This is a genomic window from Streptomyces sp. DSM 15324 (assembly GCF_001514285.1).
Taxonomy (GTDB): domain Bacteria; phylum Actinomycetota; class Actinomycetes; order Streptomycetales; family Streptomycetaceae; genus Streptomyces.
The window spans coordinates 340,009-358,791 of sequence record NZ_KQ949023.1; the positions used below are offsets into that span (position 1 = coordinate 340,009).

The window sequence follows — 18,783 nt, forward strand, 5'->3', positions numbered from 1 at the left end:
AGGGGTGTCAAGGCCTGGTCCGAATGTCTGGACAAACTATTGACAGGGTGCCCGGAGCCGGACTACAAAGCCGTGGAGAGCCGACACGGGACCGATCCCGACGGGACCGGGCCGACACGAAGGGAACTCGATGGCGTACGACCTGATCACCATGGGGCGGATCGGGGTGGACCTCTATCCGCTGCAGACGGGTGTGCCGCTCCCGCAGGTCACGTCCTTCGGGAAGTTCCTCGGCGGCTCGGCGTCCAACGTCGCGGTCGCCGCGGCCCGCCTCGGCCGGTCCGCCGCCGTGATCACCCGCACGGGCGACGACCCCTTCGGCACGTACCTGCACGAGGCCCTGCGCGGCTTCGGCGTCGACGACCGCTATGTCACGCCGGTGCCGGGCCTGCAGACGCCGGTCACCTTCTGCGAGGTCTTCCCGCCGGACGACTTCCCGCTGTACTTCTACCGCCGGCCCAAGGCCCCGGACCTGGAGATCGACGCCCACGAGCTGGACCTCGACGCCATCCGCGAGGCCGGGATCTTCTGGGTCACCGGTACCGGTCTGAGCGAGGAGCCCAGCCGCACCGCGACCCTCGCCGCCCTCGCGCACCGCGCCAAGGCCGGCATCACGGTCTTCGACCTCGACTGGCGCCCGATGTTCTGGACCGACCCGGACGCGGCCCGCCCGTTCTACGCGGAGGCCCTCAAGCACACCACCGTCGCGGTCGGCAACCTCGACGAGGTGGAGGTCGCCACCGGCGTCCGCGAACCGCGGGCCGCCGCCCAGGCGCTGCTGGACGCGGGCGTCGAGCTCGCCGTCGTCAAGCAGGGCCCCAAGGGGGTCCTCGCCGTCCACCGCAGCGGTGAGTCCGCCGAGGTCCCGCCGCTCCCGGTGAACGTCCTCAACGGCCTCGGCGCGGGCGACGCCTTCGGCGGCTCCCTGTGCCACGGTCTGCTCGCCGACTGGGACCTGGAGCAGATCATGCGCCACGCCAACGCGGCCGGCGCGATCGTCGCCTCCCGGCTGGAGTGCTCCTCCGCGATGCCGACCGGCGACGAGATCGAGGCCGCGGTCGAGGCGGGGGCCGTCCTGTGACCGTCGACATCTCCGACATCGTCCGGCTGCGCGCCGAGCGGCCCGAGGCGATCGCCGAGGCCGCCGCCCGCCGCCCCCGCCGCCCGCTGCTGGGCGACAACGGCCGGCTGATGATCGTCGCCGCCGACCACCCCGCCCGGGGCGCGCTCGGCGTCGGCGGAGACAAGCTGGCCATGGCCAACCGCGCCGACCTGCTGGAACGCCTGATGCTGGCGCTGTCGCGGCCCGGCGTGGACGGCGTCCTCGCCACCGCCGACATCCTCGACGACCTGCTGCTGCTCGGCGCTCTCGACGCCAAGGTCGTCATGGGCTCGATGAACCGCGGCGGTCTCCAGGGCTCGGTGTTCGAGCTCGACGACCGCTTCACCGGCCACCGCGCCGAGGACATCGAGCGGCTGAACTTCGACGCCGGCAAACTGCTCCTGCGGATCGACTACGACGACCCGGGCTCCCTGACCACCATGGAGACCACGGCCCGGGCCGTCGACGACATGGCGGCCCGCAGACTGCCCCTGTTCGTCGAGCCGTTCCTCAGCCGGCGCACCCCCGGGGGCAAGGTGCAGAACGACCTCTCCGCCGAGGCCGTCACCAAGTCGATCGCCATCGCCTCCGGCCTGGGCGGCACCTCCGCCTACACCTGGCTGAAGGTCCCGGTCACCGACAACCCCGACGACATGGCCCAGGTCATGGAGACCTCCACCCTCCCCGCCGTCCTGCTGGGCGGCGAGGTCGGCGACGACCAGGACGGGGCGTACGAGAAGTGGCGCGGGGCGCTGCAACTCCCCACCGTCCGGGGCCTGGTGGTCGGCCGTTCGCTGCTGTACCCGGCCGACGGGAAGGTCGCCGCCGCCGTGGACACCGCCGTAGGACTGCTGTGAGGGCCGCATGACGAACGACAGCCTGTACGTAGCGCGCGGCACCACCGCCGACGCCGACCACGTCCTCGACATCGACCCGAAGCGGGCCGGCTGGACCTACAGCAGTCTGAGGATCATCGAGCTCGCCCCGGGCGGCAGCCACACCCTCACCACCGGTGAGAGCGAGTGGATCGTGCTTCCGCTCGAAGGCGGATGTACCGTGCAAACAGACGAGAACGAGTTCCAACTCCTGGGCAGGGAAAGCGTGTTCGCGTCGGTCTCCGACTTCGCGTACGTTCCCCGCGACGCCCGGGTCACGATCGCCTCCGGCGCGGGAGGCCGCTTCGCCCTGGCAGGAGCGAAGTGCGAGCGACAACTCCCCGCCCGCTACGGCCCCGCGCCGGAGGTCCCCGTCGAAGAACGCGGCAGCGGCACCCAGTTGCGCCATGTGCGCAACTTCGCCTCCGCCGACGCCTTCCACTGCGACAAGCTGATCGCCGTCGAGGTGATCACCCCCGGCGGCAACTGGTCCTCGTACCCGCCGCACAAGCACGACGAGAACCGGCCGGGCGAGGAGGCCGAGCTCGAGGAGATCTACTACTTCGAGATCGACGGCCCGCACGGCTTCGGCTACCAGCGCGTGTCCCCCTCCCGCGAGGGCGGCTCCGACGTGCTCGCCGAGGTCCGTTCCGGTGACGCCGTCCTCGTCCCCGACGGCTGGCACGGCCCGTCGATCGCCCAGCCCGGCCACGCCATGTACTACCTGAACGTCATGGCGGGCCCCGGCGAGAACCGCGAGTGGCGGATCTGCTTCCACCCGGACCACACGGAGGGTTACCGATGACCATCAGGCTCACAGTGGCCCAGGCCCTGGTGCGCTTCCTCGCCGCCCAGTACACCGAACGCGACGGCGTGCGGCAGCGGCTGATCAGCGCCACCTGGGGCATCTTCGGGCACGGCAACGTGGCCGGCCTCGGCCAGGCACTGATCGAGTACGGCGACGACATGCCGTTCCACCAGGGCCGCAACGAACAGTCGATGGTGCACGCGGCCGTGGGCTACGCCCGCCAGTCGAACCGGCTCTCCACGCACGCCGTGACGACGTCCATCGGCCCCGGCGCGACCAACCTGGTCACCGGCGCCGCGCTGGCCACGGTCAACCACCTCCCCGTCCTGCTGCTGCCCGGCGACATCTTCGCCACCCGCGTCGCCGACCCGGTGCTCCAGCAGCTGGAGGTGCCGTACGCGGGCGACGTGTCGGTCAACGACTCGCTGCGCCCGGTCTCCAAGTACTTCGACCGCGTCACCCGCCCGGAGGCGCTGATCCCGGCCGCCCTCCAGGCCATGCGGGTCCTCACCGACCCCGTGGAGACGGGCGCGGTCACCCTCGCGATGCCGCAGGACGTGCAGGCCGAGGCGTACGACTGGCCGGAGGAGTTCTTCGCCGAGCGCACCTGGGTGGTCCGGCGCCCGGGCGCCGACCCGACCGAACTCGCCGAGGCGGTCCGGGTGATCCGCGCGGCGCGGCGCCCCCTGGTCGTCGCGGGCGGCGGTGTCCACCACAGCCGCGCCGAGGAGGCCCTCGCCGAGTTCGCCGAGGTCACCGGCATCCCGGTCTCCTCCACCCAGGCCGGCAAGGGCTCCCTGCCGTACGACCACCCCCAGGACGTCGGCGGCGTCGGCCACACCGGCACCGCGACCGCCGACGAACTGGCCCGCACCGCGGACCTGATCATCGGCGTCGGCACCCGCTACACCGACTTCACCACCGCCTCCCACACCCTGTTCCAGGGCCAGGGGGTGCGCTTCCTCAACCTCAACATCGCCGCCTACGACGGCCACAAGCTCGCCGGGCAGCCGCTCATCGCGGACGCGAGCAGCGGCCTGGCGGAGCTGACGGCGGCCCTGCGTACGCACGGCCACCGGGTCGCCGACGCGTACGTCACCGAGTACACCGAGGACAAGGAGCGCTGGGAGCAGCGCGTCGACGCCTGCTACGAGGCCGAGGAACCCGACGCCCGCCCCACCCAGCCGCAGGTCCTCGGCGCGCTCGACGCGCTCGCCGACGAGTCCGACGTGATCATCAACGCGGCCGGTTCGCTCCCCGGCGACCTGCACAAACTGTGGCGGGCCCGCTCCCGGGACCAGTACCACCTGGAGTACGGCTACTCCTGCATGGGGTACGAGATCCCGGCGGCCATCGGAGTGAAGATGGCCGCGCCCGAGCGCAACGTCTGGGCGCTGGTCGGCGACGGCACGTATCTGATGATGCCGACGGAGATCGTGACGGCCGTGCAGGAGGGGATCGCGATCAAGATCCTGCTCGTGCAGAACCACGGCTACGCCTCGATCGGCGGGCTCTCGGAGTCCGTCGGCGGTGAGCGGTTCGGCACCGCCTACCGCTTCACCTCGCAGGACGGCACCTTCACGGGTGCGCCGCTGCCCGTCGACCTGGCCGCCAACGTGGCGAGTCTGGGCATGCGCGTACTGCGCGCGAAAACCGTCCGTGAGCTGCGTGAGGCCCTCGCCGAGGCACGCGCCGCCGACACTCCCACTTGTGTCTACGTGGAGACCGAAACGGCCGACACTGTGTCGGGCCCGCCGCCCGCGCAGGCCTGGTGGGATGTACCTGTCGCCGAGACCGCGACCCGATCGTCCGCGGTGAAGGCACGAGAGCTGTACGAACGGCACGTCTCCACCCGACGCCGCCATCTGTGAAGGAGTACTCGGTCATGACGAAGATCGTCAACCACTGGATCGGCGGCAAGACCGTCGAAGGCGCGTCGGGCACGTTCGGTCCGGTCACGGACCCGGCGACCGGCGCGGTCACCACCAAGGTCGCGTTCGCGACGGTGGACGAGGTCGACGCGGCGGTGCGGACCGCCAAGGAGGCCTTCGTGAGCTGGGGCCAGTCCTCGCTGGCCCAGCGCACGGAGATCCTCTTCCGCTTCCGCGCGCTGCTGGACGCCAACCGTGACGCCATCGCCGAGCTGATCACCGCCGAGCACGGCAAGGTGCACAGCGACGCGCTCGGCGAGGTGGCCCGCGGCCTGGAGATCGTGGACCTCGCCTGCGGCATCAACGTGCAGCTGAAGGGCGAGCTGTCCACCCAGGTGGCGAGCCGGGTGGACGTCTCCTCCCTCCGCCAGCCGCTGGGTGTGGTCGCCGGCATCACGCCGTTCAACTTCCCGGCGATGGTCCCGATGTGGATGTTCCCGATCGCCATCGCGACCGGCAACACCTTCGTGCTGAAGCCCTCCGAGAAGGACCCCTCGGCCTCGATCAAGCTCGCCGAGCTGCTGGCGGAGGCCGGTCTGCCCGACGGTGTGTTCAACGTCGTCCACGGTGACAAGGTGGCGGTGGACCGCCTCCTGGAGCACCCGGACGTCAAGGCCGTCTCCTTCGTCGGCTCCACCCCGATCGCCCGCTACATCCACGCCACGGCCTCGGCGAACGGCAAGCGCGTCCAGGCCCTGGGCGGCGCCAAGAACCACATGCTGGTCCTGCCGGACGCCGACCTGGACGCCGCGGCGGACGCCGCCGTGAGCGCGGCCTACGGCTCCGCGGGCGAGCGCTGCATGGCGATCTCGGCCGTGGTCGCGGTCGGCGCGATCGGCGACGAGCTGGTGGAGAAGATCCGCGAGCGCGCCGAGAAGATCAAGATCGGTCCCGGCAACGACCCGACCTCGGAGATGGGCCCGCTCATCACCGCCGTCCACCGCGACAAGGTGGCGTCCTACGTCACCGGCGCGGCCGCCGAGGGCGCCGAGGTGATCCTCGACGGCACCGGCTACACGGTCGACGGCTACGAGGACGGCCACTGGATCGGCATCTCGCTCCTCGACAAGGTCCCGACGACCGCGAAGGCCTACCAGGACGAGATCTTCGGTCCCGTGCTGTGCGTCCTGCGCGTGGACTCCTACGACGAGGGCGTGGCGCTGATCAACAGCTCCCCGTTCGGCAACGGCACCGCGATCTTCACCCGGGACGGCGGCGCGGCCCGCCGCTTCCAGCTGGAGATCGAGGCCGGCATGGTCGGTGTGAACGTCCCGATCCCGGTCCCCGTCGGCTACCACAGCTTCGGCGGCTGGAAGGACTCGCTCTTCGGCGACCACCACATCTACGGCAACGACGGCACGCACTTCTACACCCGCGGCAAGGTCGTCACCACCCGCTGGCCCGACCCGGCGGACGCCCCGGCAGGCGTGGACCTGGGCTTCCCGCGCAACCACTGACGCAGGGACAGGGGCCGTCCGCAGAGCGGACGGCCCCGTTTTTTTGCGCTCCGCACCTACGGTTCCCGTACGACCGAATGAGGCGAGTTCCCGCACAGGTGTGCCGTATCCGGGACCGAAAGGCGATTTGATCTACGGATTTCGTAGGTAGAGGGCTATTGACGCGCTGGTTTTCGTTGGGATTCCATGCAGCACACTCTGCTGCTCCCCGGCGATCGGAACCGCGCATGACCGACACGCTCCGCCCCGTCGACACCGCCGCCGACACCAACGTCGGCACCGCCGTCGACGCGCCCCACGGCGCTCAGCTCAAGCGCTCCATCGGCGTGGTGGGCGGAACACTGCTGACCCTGTCGTGCGTGACCCCCGCCTCCACCCTCTTCGTCGTCGTCCCGGACCTGTTCGGCTCGCTCGGCACCGCGACCGCCCTCACGATCGCGATCGGCTCGCTGCTCTGTATCGCCGTGGCGTTCTGCTACTCGGAGCTGGGCACCCTCATCCCCAGCGCGGGCGGCGAGTACGCCATGGTCTCCACGCTCGCCGGACGCCTCGCCGGCTGGCTGGTCTTCGTCCTCTCCCTGCTGGTCGTGATGATCGTCCCGCCGGTGATCGCCATGGGCACCGCCGACTACCTCGCCCCGGTCGTCCACCTCGACCCCGCCCTCGCGGGCGCCGGCGTCATGCTGCTCGCCACCCTCGCCGGGCTGCTGGACCTGCGCGCCAACGCCTGGATCACCGGCGTCTTCCTGGTCCTGGAGGTCATCGCCGCGGCCGTGGTGGCCGTCCTGGGCTTCGCGCACGGCCACCGCGGCCCCGGCAGCCTGGTCTCGATGCAGGTCGCGGACGCCCACGGCGGCACCGACACCGTCACCGCGATGCTGGTCGTCTCCGGCCTCGCCATCGCCCTCTTCGTCACCCAGGGCTTCTCCACCGCCGTCTACCTCTCCGAGGAGCTGGAGCACCCGCGCCGCAACGTCGCCCGCACCGTCCTCGCCACCCTCGCCATCTCCTCGGTGATCATCCTGGTCCCGGTCGTCGCCATCACCTTCGGCGCCCCGGACCTCGCCCGGCTCACCGGCGGCGACATCGGCTCCATGGTCACCGCCTGGTCGAACTCCGCCGTCGGCACCTTCGTCAGCCTCTGCGTGGCCCTGGCGATCATCAACGCCGGCATCGTCATGGTCATCCAGAACTCCCGCGTCCTGTTCGCCTCCGCCCGGGACCAGGCCTGGCCCGGGCCGGTCAACCACGTCTTCGCCAAGCTCGGCCGCTTCGGCTCCCCCTGGGTCGCCACCCTCGCCGTCGGCGTCCCCGGCGCCGCCCTGTGCTTCGTGAACCTCGACACCCTCTACGGCGTCACCGGCGTCTCCGTGACCGGCATGTACCTGCTCGTCGCGGTCGCCGCCCTGCTCTCCCGCCGCGGCCACCACCGCCACACCCCCGCCTGGCGCATGCCTCTGTGGCCCGCCGTGCCGGTCCTGCTGATCGCCGTACTCGCCTACATACTGACCCAGCAGGAGACGGCCTACCTCCTGTGGACCGGCGGCATCACCGCCGCCGCCACCCTGTACTGGGCCCTCTACCTGCGCCCCCGCCCCGACACCCGCTGGCTGGTCACCCTGCCCGAGGACGCGCAGGCCTGACAGCGCGCCCGACAGCACACCTGATACCGCGCCTGCTGTACGTACGAGCGCTCACGTACGCCCCAGGTAGGGCGGGCAGTTCGGCCTCCGGTCGACAACCCCCCTTCAGGCCGACCCCGTACCGTTGAAGCATGGATCTTCGACTGCCCGGTCTGCGTGGACCACGGCGGCCGCGACGGCTCCTCGCCGCCGCGGCCGCCGTCGTCGTACTCGCCGGTGCCGGCACGTGGACGGCCGTCGCCGACGACGACCGGCCCGCGGTGCACCACAGCGATCAGGTGATGTCCGTGGACGGCGTCCGCCTGGACACCTCCTACTTCACCTCCGGCGCCTCCGGCCGCCGCCCCGCCGTCCTCCTCGGCCACGGCTTCGGCGGCACCAAGGACGACGTACGGCAGCAGGCCGAGGACCTCGCCCGCGCCGGGTACGCGGTCCTGACCTGGTCGGCGCGCGGCTTCGGCAAGTCCACCGGCAAGATCGGGCTGAACGACCCCAAGGGCGAGGTCGCCGACGTCTCCAAGCTGATCGACTGGCTCGCCGGCCGGCCCGAGGTGGAGCTGGACAAGAAGGGCGACCCGCGCGTCGGCGTCGCCGGCGCCTCCTACGGCGGCGCGATCTCCCTCCTCGCCGCCGGCTACGACGACCGGGTCGACGCCATCGCCCCCTCGATCACCTACTGGAACCTCGCGGACGCCCTCTTCCCCGACGGCGTGTTCAAGAAGCTGTGGGCCGGCGTCTTCGTCAACTCCGGCGGCGGCTGCGACCAGTTCGAGCCCGTGCTGTGCGCGATGTACCAGCGGGTCGCCGAGTCCGGCACCCCCGACGCCGCCGCCCGCGCGCTGCTCGACGCCCGCTCGCCGTCCGTCGTCGCCGACCGCATCAAGGTCCCCACCCTCCTGGTGCAGGGCCAGGCCGACTCCCTCTTCACCCTCGCCCAGGCGGACGCCGCGGAGAAGGCCATCAAGGCCAACGGCGCCCCCGTGGACGTCGACTGGATCGCCGGCGGCCACGACGGCGGCACCATGGAGACCAGCCGCGTCCAGGCCCGCGTCACCGCCTGGTTCGACCGCTACCTCAAGGACGAGAAGCACACCGACACGGGGCCCGCCTTCCGGGTCACCCGCACCGGAGGCGTCGACTCCACCGACGGCACGGTCCCGCTGCGCGGCGCGAGCGGCGACAGCTACCCCGGCCTGGAGAACGACCCCCGGGACATCGCCCTGACCGGCCGCGAGCAGTCCTTCGAGAACCCCGCCGGCGCCGGCCCGCCCGCCATCTCCGCCCTGCCCGGCCTCGGCGGCACCGGCCTCGGCCAACTCTCCGCGTTCGGCGTCGGCGTCTCCCTCGACTTCCCCGGCCAGTACGCCGCCTTCGACTCCGCCCCCCTCACCCGCGCCCTGCGGATCACCGGCTCCCCGACCGTCACCGTCCACGTGAAGTCCACCGGCGACACCGCCGTCCTCTTCGGCAAGGTGTACGACGTCGGCCCCGACGGCAGCCGGCAACTCCCCTCCCAGCTCGTCGCGCCGATCCGGGTCGACGGCGCCCGGGCCGGCAAGGACGTCACGCTCACCCTCCCGGCCATCGACCACGACATCGAGGAGGGCCACCGGCTGAGCCTGGTCCTCGCCTCCACCGACCTCGGCTACGCCTCCCCGGCCGCCCCGGCGACCTACACGGTCTCCCTGAAGAGCGAGCTGCGCGTGCCCACGGCCCCCGGCGTCACGACCGCCGCCGCCCCGCTCCCCTCCTGGGTGTGGTGGCTGCCCCTCGCGGGCGCGGGCCTCGCCCTGCTGCTCCTGCTGACCGGCCGCCGCCGCACCGCGATGCCGGCCCCCGACCCGGAGCTGGCCGAGGTGCCGCTGCAGATCGCCGGCCTGAGCAAGAAGTACGCGGGCGGCGACCGCTACAGCGTCCGCGAACTCTCCTTCCAGGTGGAGAAGGGCCAGGTGCTGGGCCTCCTCGGCCCCAACGGCGCCGGCAAGACCACCACCCTGCGCATGCTGATGGGCCTCATCACACCCGACGAGGGCGAGATCCGGGTCTTCGGCCACGCCGTCCGCCCCGGCGCCCCCGTCCTCTCCCGGGTCGGCTCCTTCGTCGAGGGCGCGGGCTTCCTGCCGCACCTCACCGGCCGCGAGAACCTCGACCTCTACTGGAAGGCCACCGGCCGCCCCGCCGAGGACGCCCACCTGGAGGAGGCCCTCCAGATCGCCGGCCTCGGCGACGCCCTGGCCCGCGCCGTCCGGACGTACTCCCAGGGCATGCGCCAGCGCCTGGCGATCGCCCAGGCCATGCTGGGCCTGCCCGACCTGCTGATCCTCGACGAACCGACCAACGGACTCGACCCGCCGCAGATCCGCGAGATGCGCGAGGTCATGATCCGGTACGCGGCCGCCGGACGCACGGTGATCGTCTCCAGCCATCTGCTGGCGGAGGTCGAACAGTCCTGCACCCACCTCGTGGTCATGGACCGCGGCCGGCTCGTCCAGGCCGGCCCGGTCGGCGCGATCGTCGGCTCCGGCGACACCCTCCTGGTCGGCACGGCCGCCCCGGTGGAGGAGCCCGTCCTGGAGAAGGTGGCGGCCCTGCCCGGCATCGCCTCCGCGGACCGCACCGACGAGGGCCTGCTCGTACGGCTCGACGCCGACGGCAGCGCCCAGCGCCTGGTCGCCGAACTCGTCCGGCTGGACGTGCCCGTGCAGTCGGTCGGCCCGCACCGCCGCCTGGAGGACGCCTTCCTCACCCTGATCGGAGGTTCCGCATGAGCACGCTCACCGAGGTCGCCTCCGGCTACCGGCCCGGCCGCACCCTGCCGTTGCGCGTCGAACTGGCCCGCCAGTTCAAGCGCCGCCGCACGATCGTCATGGGCGGCATCCTCGCCGCCCTGCCGTTCGTGCTGCTGATCGCGTTCGCCGTCGGCGGCGAGCCCGGCAGCCGCAACAACGCGGTGACCCTGATGGACACCGCGACCGCGTCCGCCGGCAACTTCGCCGCCGTCAACCTGCTCGTGTCGGCGGGCTTCCTGCTGGTCATCCCGGTCGCCCTGTTCTGCGGGGACACGGTCGCCTCCGAGGCCGGCTGGTCCTCCCTGCGCTATCTGCTCGCCGCCCCCGTGCCCCGGGCCCGGCTGCTGTGGTCCAAGCTCGTCGTCGGCCTCGCGCTCAGCCTGGCCGCGATGATCCTGCTGCCGGTCGTCGCCCTCGCCGTCGGCACCGCCGCCTACGGCTGGGGACCGCTGCACCTGCCCACCGGAGGCACCCTCGACGCGGTCACGGCGGCGCAGCGCCTGGTGGTCGTCGTCGGCTACCTCTTCGTCTCCCAGCTCGTCACCGCCGGGCTCGCGTTCTGGCTGTCGACCCGGACCGACGCCGCCCTCGGCGCGGTCGGCGGCGCGGTCGGACTGACCATCATCGGCAACGTCCTGGACGCCGTCACCGCCCTCGGCGACTGGCGGGACTTCCTCCCCGCCCACTGGCAGTTCGCCTGGGCCGACGCCGTCCAGCCCACCCCCGAGTGGTCCGGCATGCTCCAGGGCACGGCCGTCTCCGTGACCTACGCGCTCATCCTGTTCGCCCTGGCCTTCCGCGGGTTCGCCCGCAAGGACATCGTGTCCTGAGACCGGTCCGCAACCTCCCGTACCGCACGTTGCGGCCCCCTGTCCCGTCACACACGCGAACGGCGGGCCACCGGAGAACCGGTGACCCGCCGCGGCGGTACGTCGGACTGCTGGGTTCAGCCGTTCTGGACGCCGTTGCCCGACAGGGCCGAGATGTCGTCCAGGATGTGCGACAGCGGCTCGTCGCCCTTGGCCTGGGTGGAGTTCTCGACGCACTGCTGGTTCTGCGGGGCGGACAGGACCGGGATGTCCTGGAGGGCCGCGCCGATGCCCAGGGCGAGACCGCCGAGGTTGGCCTTGAGCGGCAGACCCACACACGGCTTGTTCAGGGAACCCTGGACCAGCGAGAGCTGCGGGCTCATGTCGCCGAACGTGGCCGAGTTGCCGAACTCCTGCGAGGCACCGTTGCCGCTGGCGGAGGTGGTGCCGCTGTCGTCGCCGATGGCCAGGGCCTGCGGCGCGGAGGCGACCGCGACACCGGCCAGGGACGCGGCGACGGCCGCGGTTGCCCACAGCTTCTTCATGATCTTTCCCTTTCGAAAAGCGGACTCCGGGGGAGGAGCTGCGTGATCGTCAACGCGTCGTCCCCGGGGAATGTTGCGCACTTTGCCCCGTTCGGAGCAGCGCATCGGGCAGGGACCGTGCGCTCCTCACCCGGATGCGGAACAGCGGGCCGCCGGTGTCCGGCGACCCGCTGTCGGTGGGGAACGTCAGTGGTTGCCCGCACCGTTGCCGGCGAGCAGCGAGATGTCGTCCAGGATGTGCGACAGCGGCTCGTCGCCCTTGGCCTGGGTGGAGTTCTCGACGCACTGCTGGTTCTGCGGGGCCGACAGGATCGGGACGTCCTGGACGGCGATACCGGCGATGCCGCCGATTCCACCGAGGTTGAGCTTGGCCGGCAGACCGATGCAGGGCTTGTTCAGGGAACCCTGGATGAGGGCCATCTGCGGGCTCATGTTGCCGAAGGTGGCCGAGTTGCCGAACGACTGGCTGGCGCCGTTGCCGCTGGCGGAGGTCGTGCCGCTGTCGTTGCCGATGGCGAGCGCCGGAGCTGCGGCAGCGGCGCCGACGCCGACGACGGAAGCGGCGACCGCGGCGGTGGCCAGTACCTTCTTGATCACTTGCTAGTCCCTTCTGGAGAAACCCCGGCCATCGGAGCGATCTGATCAACTGCCCCCGCCGTGTTTGGTTCCTGCCCTTCACTCCGATGGCCTATTTCTCCGAGGAGTGGATCAGCGGTGGAACCCCTATTGAGTGAAGCGCCGCAACCATTCCCGGCGGCCTGGGTTGAGTCGGGCGCAGACACATGGTCCTGGCGTCGGAGCCGGGGCAGGGAAAGGAAAAGCGAAATGCTGAAGAAGGCAATGGCCGTGGCGGCGGTCGCCGCTTCCGTCGTGGGTGTGTCGGCGGCGGTCGCGCCTCAGGCGCTTGCCATCGGCGACGACGCGGGCACCACCTCCGCCAGCGGCAACGGCGCGCGGGAGGCGTTCGGCAACTCCGTGACCAAGGGTGACATGAGCCCCCAGGCCACGCTGGTCCAGAGCTCCCTGAACAAGCTCTGCATCGGCCTGCCCGCCAAGCTCAACGCCATCGGGTTCGGTGTGGTCGCCGGAATCGCCGCCCAGGACATCCCGATCCTCTCCGCGCCGCAGAACCAGCAGTGCGCCGAGAACTCCACCCAGGCCAAGGGTGACGAGCCGGCGTCGCACATCCTGGACGACATCTCCGCGCTCTCGGGCAACGGCGTGCAGAACGGCTGACGGCCCGCACCACCCGTCACGGACGGCCCGCACATCGGTGCGGGCCGTTCGGCTTTTTATATGAAGACTTTCGAGTGAATACCACGACCGCACGCGTTCGTCGCTTTCCCTCGCCGTCAATCTCTCGTGTGCAGCCTGCGGGTCATGGTGCGAGCCCATCCGACTGCGCTCGCTCGGTTCCGACCGTCAACGAGGCATGGCCGCAGAGAAGGGAAAATTCATGAAGAAGAGTGCTGCTGTCGTCGCGGGCCTGGTGCTGGCCCTGGGCGCCGCCACTCCGGCGTTCGCCGACAACGAGACCACCGGTGTCGCCGTCAACTCCCCGGGTTTCCTCTCCGGGAACGTGGTCCAGATCCCGATCGACGTGAACGCCAACATCTGCGGCAACTCCATCAACGCGTTCGCGTTCCTGAACCCGGCCTTCGGCAACCACTGCAGCAACGGCTGACGCCACGCCACCCCAGCCCTGCGGCTGGGCCGAGGCCGGTCACGGGACAGCTTCCACGCGTTCCGGGGCCGGCTTTCCCACTTCTTCGAGCAGGAAGACAACGAGAGTGCGACAGACCCTGAGAAAGGGGATGGTCGCGGCCGCCGCCGCGACGAGCATCCTGTACCTGTGCGGAGGCACCGCCGTCGCGGACACGCACGAGGACGGTACGGCCGCGAGTGCGCCGGGCGTGGTGTCGAGCAGCCCCGACGCACCCCAGACGGACGAACCCACCAGCCACACCCACGAGACGTCGTCGTCCGGCGACCAGGAGTCCGCCCCCCGCGGCTACGGCGACGAGGACTCCGGCTACGGCAGCTCCGAGAAGCCGAGCCATGAGAAGCCTGGGCACGAGAAGCCCGGCTATGAGAAGCCTGGTTACGAGAAGCCGGGTCATGAGAAGCCTGGTTACGAGAAGCCCGGTCACGACAAGCCCGGTCACGACAAGCCCGGCTACGGCGGTGAGGAGAGCCCGAGCCAGGGGGAGCACGAGAAGCCCAGCCACGAGAAGCCCAGCCACGAGAAGCCCAGCCACGAGAAGCCAGGGCACGAGAAGCCAGGGCACGAGAAGCCAGGGCACGAGAAGCCCGGCCACGACAAGCCCGGTTACGGCGGTGACGAGAGCCCCAGCCCGAGCGGGCACGAGAAGCCCGGTCACGGCAAGCCGAGCCACGAGAAGCCCGGGCACGAGAAGCCCGGCCACGGTGACCACGGCAAGCCCGGTCACGGCAAGCCCGGTCACGACTCCGGCTACGGCGACCACGGCAACGGCGGCTCCGACTACGGCCAGGGCCACGACGACGACAGCCACGGCTCGCACCCCCCGCACACCAAGCCCCCGTACACGCCCCCGCCGACCCACAGCTACCCGCCGCACACCCACCCCCCGCACACCGCCCCGCCGGAGCACACCTACCCGCCCCACAAGCCGCCGGAGCTGTCCCACACCGGCAGTGAGGCGATGCTGGCGGCCACCGGTGTCAGCGCCGCGCTGATCGCGGGCGGCGCCGTCCTGTACCGGCGAGGCCGGACCGCCTCCCGCCGGTGACCGCGCCGGGTGCCGGACGCCCGCGCGCCCGGCACCCGCGCCGCCGGAGCCCGTACGCCCGTCAGCGGCTGCCCGCCTTCTCGTCGTCCGCCTGTTCCGCCGGGGGCGGCGGCACGCGGCCGAGCAGGGCGGCGGCGTGGGGGCCCGGCGCGCCGGAGCGGGGGAGGCGGTCCCGCAGCCGCCGGGTGACATGGGCGCACCACAGCCGCCGCATCGCCCGGCCGGGGGCGGGGTCGTCCCCGGCGTACCAGGCCAGCTCACGGCCGTGCGGGGCCGGACGCAGCGCCGCGAGCGGGGCGTAGTTCTCGACCACGAAGGTCCGCCCCGGCAGCGGCTCTCCGGCCGGCAGTGGACGGTCGGTCAGATCCAGGTGCTGGGCGCGTACGACGTCCAGTCCGGCGGCATCGGCGAAGAGCCGGAACTGCGCTCCGGGACGGGGGTTGAAGTCGAGCAGGTGATAGGCGCCGGTACGGCCGCACCGGCGGAAGTCCAGGTCGAGGACGCCCCGGTAGCCGAGCGTGCCGACGAGCCGTTCGGCGAGCGTGCCGACCTCGGGGTTCCCGGTCCACTCACCCACCGCCGTCAGTCCGGCCCCGCGCGGCCAGGCGCACAGCTTGCGCCCCGTCCCGCCGCCGTGCAGCGCGCCGTGACGGTCGGCGTACCCGTGGAAGAACCAGTCCCGGTCCGGGCCCGGCGGCAGGAAGGCCTGGAGCAGCAGCCGGCTGCCGGCCTCCTCGGCGCGCAGATACAGCTCGCGCGCGTCCCGGGCGGAGCGCACGACGACCGTGCTGCGCAGTCCGCTGCCGGCCGGGAGCAGCCAGGGCCGGCTCCACTTCGCCACCAGCGGCAGCCCGAGGCGCCCGGCGGCCCGGGCGGCCTGCTCGGCGCTCTCGGGGACGGCCGTCTCGGGATGCGGTACGTCGGCCGCGGCGCACAGTGCCGCCAACTCGGCCTTGTCGGCGACCTGTTCGGGCAGCGCGCCGGGCTGCTGCGGCAGCACGAGGGCGGGCGCCAGCTCCTCGCGCAGCCGCGCCACGGCGACCGCGCCCGCGTCGTCCATGGGGATCAGCACGGCGGGCCGTTCGATGCGGGCGGCCACGCGCAGCAGGGCGGCGGCGATGTCGGCGGGCGTGGCGCCCGGCGGCGGCGGGGGGTGCAGCCGGCGTACGAAACGGGATCTGGCCACGGGGCTTCCCGTCGCGTCGGCGACCACGTGCACCTCGATCCCGGCCCGGCCGAGCGAGCGTACGGCGCCGAGGGTTCCGTGGTGGAAGGGGTTCCGGTCGATCCGCAGCAGTACGGCGGGGACGCGGGTGTCGAGCAGCGACACGGGCATTGCGCTCCTGTGATGGGGCCGGGTCACCGGTTCGGGCGAGCAGGGCACTCGAACGCCGTAACGGCGGTGGCGGCGCGTCTTTTTGTGTGACTTTCATGTGACTACGTATCAGTAGTGCGATTTCATCCCCCGGCGGGGAGGACGGAGCCGGCATGGCCTCACAGCAACGACGCGCCCGGTCCCGGCGGCCGGCCCTCGCCGTCGCCACGGCGGCGGCCGCGATGTCGGTGGTCCTGGCGTCCGGCCCCGGACCCGCCGTCGCCGACCCCGCCCCGGTGCCGAGCACGACAGCACCGGCGCGGACCGAGCAGGCGGCACCCCCGCAGGACCCCGGCCCCCAGCCCGAACCTCCCACCGCCCCGGCCGCGCAGACCGCGGGCACCGCGCCCACCGCCCCGGCCGCGGAGACCGAGCCCCCCGTCCCGCCGCCCGACCCGGCGGTCACCGAGTCCGCATCCCCCGCCGCCCCGTCCCCCCTCCAGCCGACCGCCCTCGCACCCACCCCCACCCCCACCCCTTCGACCACTCCCGCCACGGCCCCCACCCCCGCCTTCGGGGCCTACCTCGACTTCGGAGCGCGCGGGGTGGCCCGGATCGCCCAGCTCAGCGCCTGGCTGGGCGGGGTCGAGCTGCGGGTCGGGCACACCTATCTGCCGGGTGACCAGTGGCGGAACATCGAGGGCCCGCCCGGCTTCCTCGACGTGTGGGCGCACTGGCGACGGGAGAAGGACGACCGGATGCTCGTCCTCAACGTGCCCATGCTGGAACGCAACGAGGAGGGCGTCTCCGACCCCGAGGTCCGCGACCTGCTGCAACGGGGCGCGGCCGGGGAGTTCGACCACCACTTCCGCGCCCTCGCCGAGCGGCTGGTCGCGCTCGGCGTGCCGGACACCGTGATCGTGCTCGGCTGGGAGATGAACGGCACCACGTACACCCACCGCTGCGGCCCGGACCCGCAGGCCTGGAAGGCGTACTGGGACCGGATCGTCACCGCCATGCGCGCGGTGCCGGACCAGCGGTTCCGGTTCGACTTCGCGCCCACCCGCGGCGAGGACGCCGTGCCGTGGACGGAGTGCTACCCCGGCGACGACACGGTCGACATCATCGGCATGGACGCCTACGACCAGCCGAGCGGACTCTCCTTCGACGAGCAGGTGTCCGAGCCGCTCGGCCTCCAGGAGCACGTCGACTTCGCCCGGGCGCACGGCAAGCCCGTCTCGTATCCCGAATGGGGCCTGTTCCGCAACGGCGACAACGCCGAGTACATGCGCCGCATGCTCGACTGGATGGACCGGCACGGAGCCCTCTACAACACGCTGACCGACTACTGCCCGCACGGGGTGTGGCAGTGCCGCAGGAACCCCCGGGCGTCCGCGGTCTACCGCTCCCTCCTGTCCCCCGAGTCCCCCGAGCCCGGTGGGGCCTCCGCGTCCCCGGCATCCGCCGGGACCACCGGGACCCCGAGCGCCCCCACGGCGCCCGCGTCCCCCCAGCGCCGGGACGACTGCACGCCGATCGTGCTCGGGGCCTGGCTCGAGAGCCGGCTCGGCGTCCGGCTCTGCCTGCGGCTCGGCTGGTGGTCGCCCGCCCGCTGATCCCACCCCGGCGGGCGGGCCCCCGTCAGGTCCCCCCGTCACCGGCGCGCTCCTTTCGCCGCTCCCGGCGCAGCAGCAGTTCCTTGCCCTTGCGGCGGGCGGCCACGTCACCGACGACCGCCAGCAGCAACGGGGCGGTCCGCCGCCGGGCCAGCAGCAGCCGCTGGTTGACGACCGGTTCCGGCCGCCAGTGATGCTTGTACGGCTCGTCGCCGCGCAGCAGGCTCAGGGCGGCCCGCCCCCCGTCCCGGGTGTGCTCGGCGCACGCGTCGAGCAGCATCACCGCCACGTCCGCCTTGCGCTCCCGCAGCCGGGGATGGGCGCCGTAGAGGTACCCGCCCGCCAGCCGGTGCGACAGCAGGGTCAGATCGACGGCGACCACGTCGTCGTCCAGCCGGAACTCGGTGACCACCGCGTTGCCCGAGCGCACCATCGGCCCGACCGAGCGCACCAGGTGCTCGCGGAAGCGCGGTCGCAGATGCTCACCGGTCACCTTGCGGCCCTGCCACTGCAACCGGTGCAGGTCGAGGAGCCGGTGGAGCGCCGCGTCCACCTCCTCGGGCCGTACGGCGTGCCGCTGAACGCCGAGCGCGGTCAGCTTGCGCAGCTTCGCCCGCACCCGCTGGGCCTTCGCCGCCGGCAGCCGGGCGACCAGCTCGTCCATGGGCAGGGCCGGCAGCTCCAGGCACAGCGAGTCGCCCACCCGTCGGCGCGGCCCGCGCCAGCGCTCGTAGACCTGCTCGACCGCGCCGCCCGGCCGGACCTCGCGGAAGTCGACGAGGGCTGTGCGGGCGGCCGCCGCGAGGCCTTCGGTGAGCGCGGTGACGGCCCGCTCGCCGTGGCCGTCGTCGACGAGGACGTCCGCGTAGTCGGAGATCGCCCCGCCGAGCGGGACCAGCGAGGGCACCGGGCGGCGGACGGCCATCAGCGGGGCGACGGCGACGAGTTCGGCGCCGTCGTGGACCACGAGCAGCCGCAGCCGGCCGGGTGTGCCGTACGACAGCCACCAGGAATGCAGCCAGGCATGGCTCTGGAACGGGGTGGCGCTCGCGCACCGCCGGTAGAGGCGGTCCCAGGCGGGCGCGAGCCCGGCGAAGTCCCGCTCCTCGGTGATCAGTCCGG

The 18,783-nt window shown here is 72.3% G+C and carries 16 protein-coding genes; 12 read left to right on the top strand and 4 right to left on the bottom strand.

The features are described 5' to 3' along the window. Positions 1-130 precede the first annotated feature (130 nt). The 8 genes from iolC to AQJ58_RS01530 all read left to right on the top strand — a co-directional run bounded on the left by iolC (position 131) and on the right by AQJ58_RS01530 (position 11,435). Positions 131-1,081: a 5-dehydro-2-deoxygluconokinase gene (iolC, locus tag AQJ58_RS01495; protein WP_067244044.1), complete on the top strand. Its 951-nt coding sequence runs from the start codon at positions 131-133 to the stop codon at positions 1,079-1,081. Further along, complete coding sequence (locus AQJ58_RS01500; RefSeq protein WP_067244045.1) at positions 1,078-1,959, top strand: Cgl0159 family (beta/alpha)8-fold protein; 882 nt, start codon at positions 1,078-1,080, stop codon at positions 1,957-1,959. Before iolC ends, AQJ58_RS01500 begins: the two co-directional genes overlap by 4 nt. A 7-nt stretch (positions 1,960-1,966) precedes the next feature. After that, positions 1,967-2,782 (top strand): 5-deoxy-glucuronate isomerase, encoded by an 816-nt coding sequence (iolB, locus tag AQJ58_RS01505; RefSeq protein ID WP_067244047.1) that lies wholly within the window; start codon positions 1,967-1,969, stop codon positions 2,780-2,782. Next, the gene (gene iolD / locus AQJ58_RS01510) at positions 2,779-4,656 is read left to right on the top strand and encodes a 3D-(3,5/4)-trihydroxycyclohexane-1,2-dione acylhydrolase (decyclizing) (RefSeq protein WP_067244049.1); all 1,878 of its coding nucleotides are present in this window, start codon (positions 2,779-2,781) and stop codon (positions 4,654-4,656) included. Before iolB ends, iolD begins: the two co-directional genes overlap by 4 nt. A gap of 14 nt (positions 4,657-4,670) precedes the next feature. Beyond that, on the top strand, positions 4,671-6,173 hold the full coding sequence (gene mmsA, locus AQJ58_RS01515; protein ID WP_067245614.1) for a CoA-acylating methylmalonate-semialdehyde dehydrogenase: 1,503 nt from the start codon (positions 4,671-4,673) through the stop codon (positions 6,171-6,173). Positions 6,174-6,400: 227 nt separating this feature from the next. Further along, entirely contained in the window at positions 6,401-7,816 is a 1,416-nt protein-coding gene (locus tag AQJ58_RS01520) for an APC family permease (protein WP_067244051.1), read from the top strand. 131 nt (positions 7,817-7,947) lie between these two features. After that, on the top strand, positions 7,948-10,584 hold the full coding sequence (locus AQJ58_RS01525; RefSeq protein ID WP_067244052.1) for an alpha/beta fold hydrolase: 2,637 nt from the start codon (positions 7,948-7,950) through the stop codon (positions 10,582-10,584). Next, on the top strand, positions 10,581-11,435 hold the full coding sequence (locus AQJ58_RS01530) for an ABC transporter permease (protein WP_067244054.1): 855 nt from the start codon (positions 10,581-10,583) through the stop codon (positions 11,433-11,435). The genes AQJ58_RS01525 and AQJ58_RS01530 overlap by 4 nt, the downstream gene beginning before the upstream one ends. Before the next feature lie 116 nt (positions 11,436-11,551). Here the strand turns inward: AQJ58_RS01530 and AQJ58_RS01535 are convergent, their stop codons facing one another. Together AQJ58_RS01535 and AQJ58_RS01540 are read right to left on the bottom strand one after the other, a co-directional pair. Beyond that, positions 11,552-11,959 carry a rodlin gene (locus AQJ58_RS01535; protein WP_067244055.1) on the bottom strand — a complete coding sequence of 136 codons (408 nt, stop codon included), beginning with the start codon at positions 11,957-11,959 and terminating at the stop codon, positions 11,552-11,554. Positions 11,960-12,145: 186 nt separating this feature from the next. Beyond that, entirely contained in the window at positions 12,146-12,556 is a 411-nt protein-coding gene (locus AQJ58_RS01540) for a rodlin (RefSeq protein WP_067244057.1), read from the bottom strand. 228 nt (positions 12,557-12,784) lie between these two features. Here AQJ58_RS01540 and AQJ58_RS01545 point away from each other — a divergent pair, with 228 nt between their 5' ends. The 3 genes from AQJ58_RS01545 (at position 12,785) to AQJ58_RS43705 (ending at position 14,730) form a co-directional block, all read left to right on the top strand. Then, positions 12,785-13,195, top strand: a complete 411-nt coding sequence (locus tag AQJ58_RS01545) for a rodlin (RefSeq protein WP_067244059.1) — start codon at positions 12,785-12,787, stop codon at positions 13,193-13,195. Between the two features lie 220 nt (positions 13,196-13,415). After that, a complete protein-coding gene (locus AQJ58_RS01550; protein WP_067244061.1) occupies positions 13,416-13,643 on the top strand; it encodes a chaplin in 228 nt (75 codons plus the stop codon). A 106-nt stretch (positions 13,644-13,749) separates the two neighbouring features. Further along, positions 13,750-14,730: a hypothetical protein gene (locus AQJ58_RS43705; protein WP_199844507.1), complete on the top strand. Its 981-nt coding sequence runs from the start codon at positions 13,750-13,752 to the stop codon at positions 14,728-14,730. A gap of 61 nt (positions 14,731-14,791) precedes the next feature. Here AQJ58_RS43705 and AQJ58_RS01560 read toward each other — a convergent pair whose 3' ends face one another. Beyond that, on the bottom strand, positions 14,792-16,066 hold the full coding sequence (locus AQJ58_RS01560; RefSeq protein ID WP_067244064.1) for a carboxylate--amine ligase: 1,275 nt from the start codon (positions 16,064-16,066) through the stop codon (positions 14,792-14,794). A gap of 152 nt (positions 16,067-16,218) precedes the next feature. Here AQJ58_RS01560 and AQJ58_RS01565 point away from each other — a divergent pair, with 152 nt between their 5' ends. Next, positions 16,219-17,661, top strand: a complete 1,443-nt coding sequence (locus AQJ58_RS01565) for a glycoside hydrolase family 26 protein (protein WP_067244066.1) — start codon at positions 16,219-16,221, stop codon at positions 17,659-17,661. A gap of 25 nt (positions 17,662-17,686) precedes the next feature. On the opposite strand, the gene AQJ58_RS01570 is transcribed toward AQJ58_RS01565, so the two are convergent. Next, positions 17,687-18,778: a GNAT family N-acetyltransferase gene (locus AQJ58_RS01570; RefSeq protein WP_067245617.1), complete on the bottom strand. Its 1,092-nt coding sequence runs from the start codon at positions 18,776-18,778 to the stop codon at positions 17,687-17,689. Positions 18,779-18,783: the final 5 nt, after the last annotated feature.

What these genes read in the sequence shown, in the direction of transcription:
- iolC (WP_067244044.1), top strand. Translation starts at nt 131, where the DNA reads ATGGCGTACGACCTGATCACCATGGGGCGGATCGGGGTGGACCTCTAT.
- iolB (WP_067244047.1), top strand. Translation starts at nt 1,967, where the DNA reads ATGACGAACGACAGCCTGTACGTAGCGCGCGGCACCACCGCCGACGCC.
- iolD (WP_067244049.1), top strand. Translation starts at nt 2,779, where the DNA reads ATGACCATCAGGCTCACAGTGGCCCAGGCCCTGGTGCGCTTCCTCGCC.
- mmsA (WP_067245614.1), top strand. Translation starts at nt 4,671, where the DNA reads ATGACGAAGATCGTCAACCACTGGATCGGCGGCAAGACCGTCGAAGGC.
- AQJ58_RS01520 (WP_067244051.1), top strand. Translation starts at nt 6,401, where the DNA reads ATGACCGACACGCTCCGCCCCGTCGACACCGCCGCCGACACCAACGTC.
- AQJ58_RS01525 (WP_067244052.1), top strand. Translation starts at nt 7,948, where the DNA reads ATGGATCTTCGACTGCCCGGTCTGCGTGGACCACGGCGGCCGCGACGG.
- AQJ58_RS01530 (WP_067244054.1), top strand. Translation starts at nt 10,581, where the DNA reads ATGAGCACGCTCACCGAGGTCGCCTCCGGCTACCGGCCCGGCCGCACC.
- AQJ58_RS01535 (WP_067244055.1), bottom strand. Translation starts at nt 11,959, where the DNA reads ATGAAGAAGCTGTGGGCAACCGCGGCCGTCGCCGCGTCCCTGGCCGGT.
- AQJ58_RS01545 (WP_067244059.1), top strand. Translation starts at nt 12,785, where the DNA reads ATGCTGAAGAAGGCAATGGCCGTGGCGGCGGTCGCCGCTTCCGTCGTG.
- AQJ58_RS01550 (WP_067244061.1), top strand. Translation starts at nt 13,416, where the DNA reads ATGAAGAAGAGTGCTGCTGTCGTCGCGGGCCTGGTGCTGGCCCTGGGC.
- AQJ58_RS01560 (WP_067244064.1), bottom strand. Translation starts at nt 16,066, where the DNA reads ATGCCCGTGTCGCTGCTCGACACCCGCGTCCCCGCCGTACTGCTGCGG.
- AQJ58_RS01565 (WP_067244066.1), top strand. Translation starts at nt 16,219, where the DNA reads ATGGCCTCACAGCAACGACGCGCCCGGTCCCGGCGGCCGGCCCTCGCC.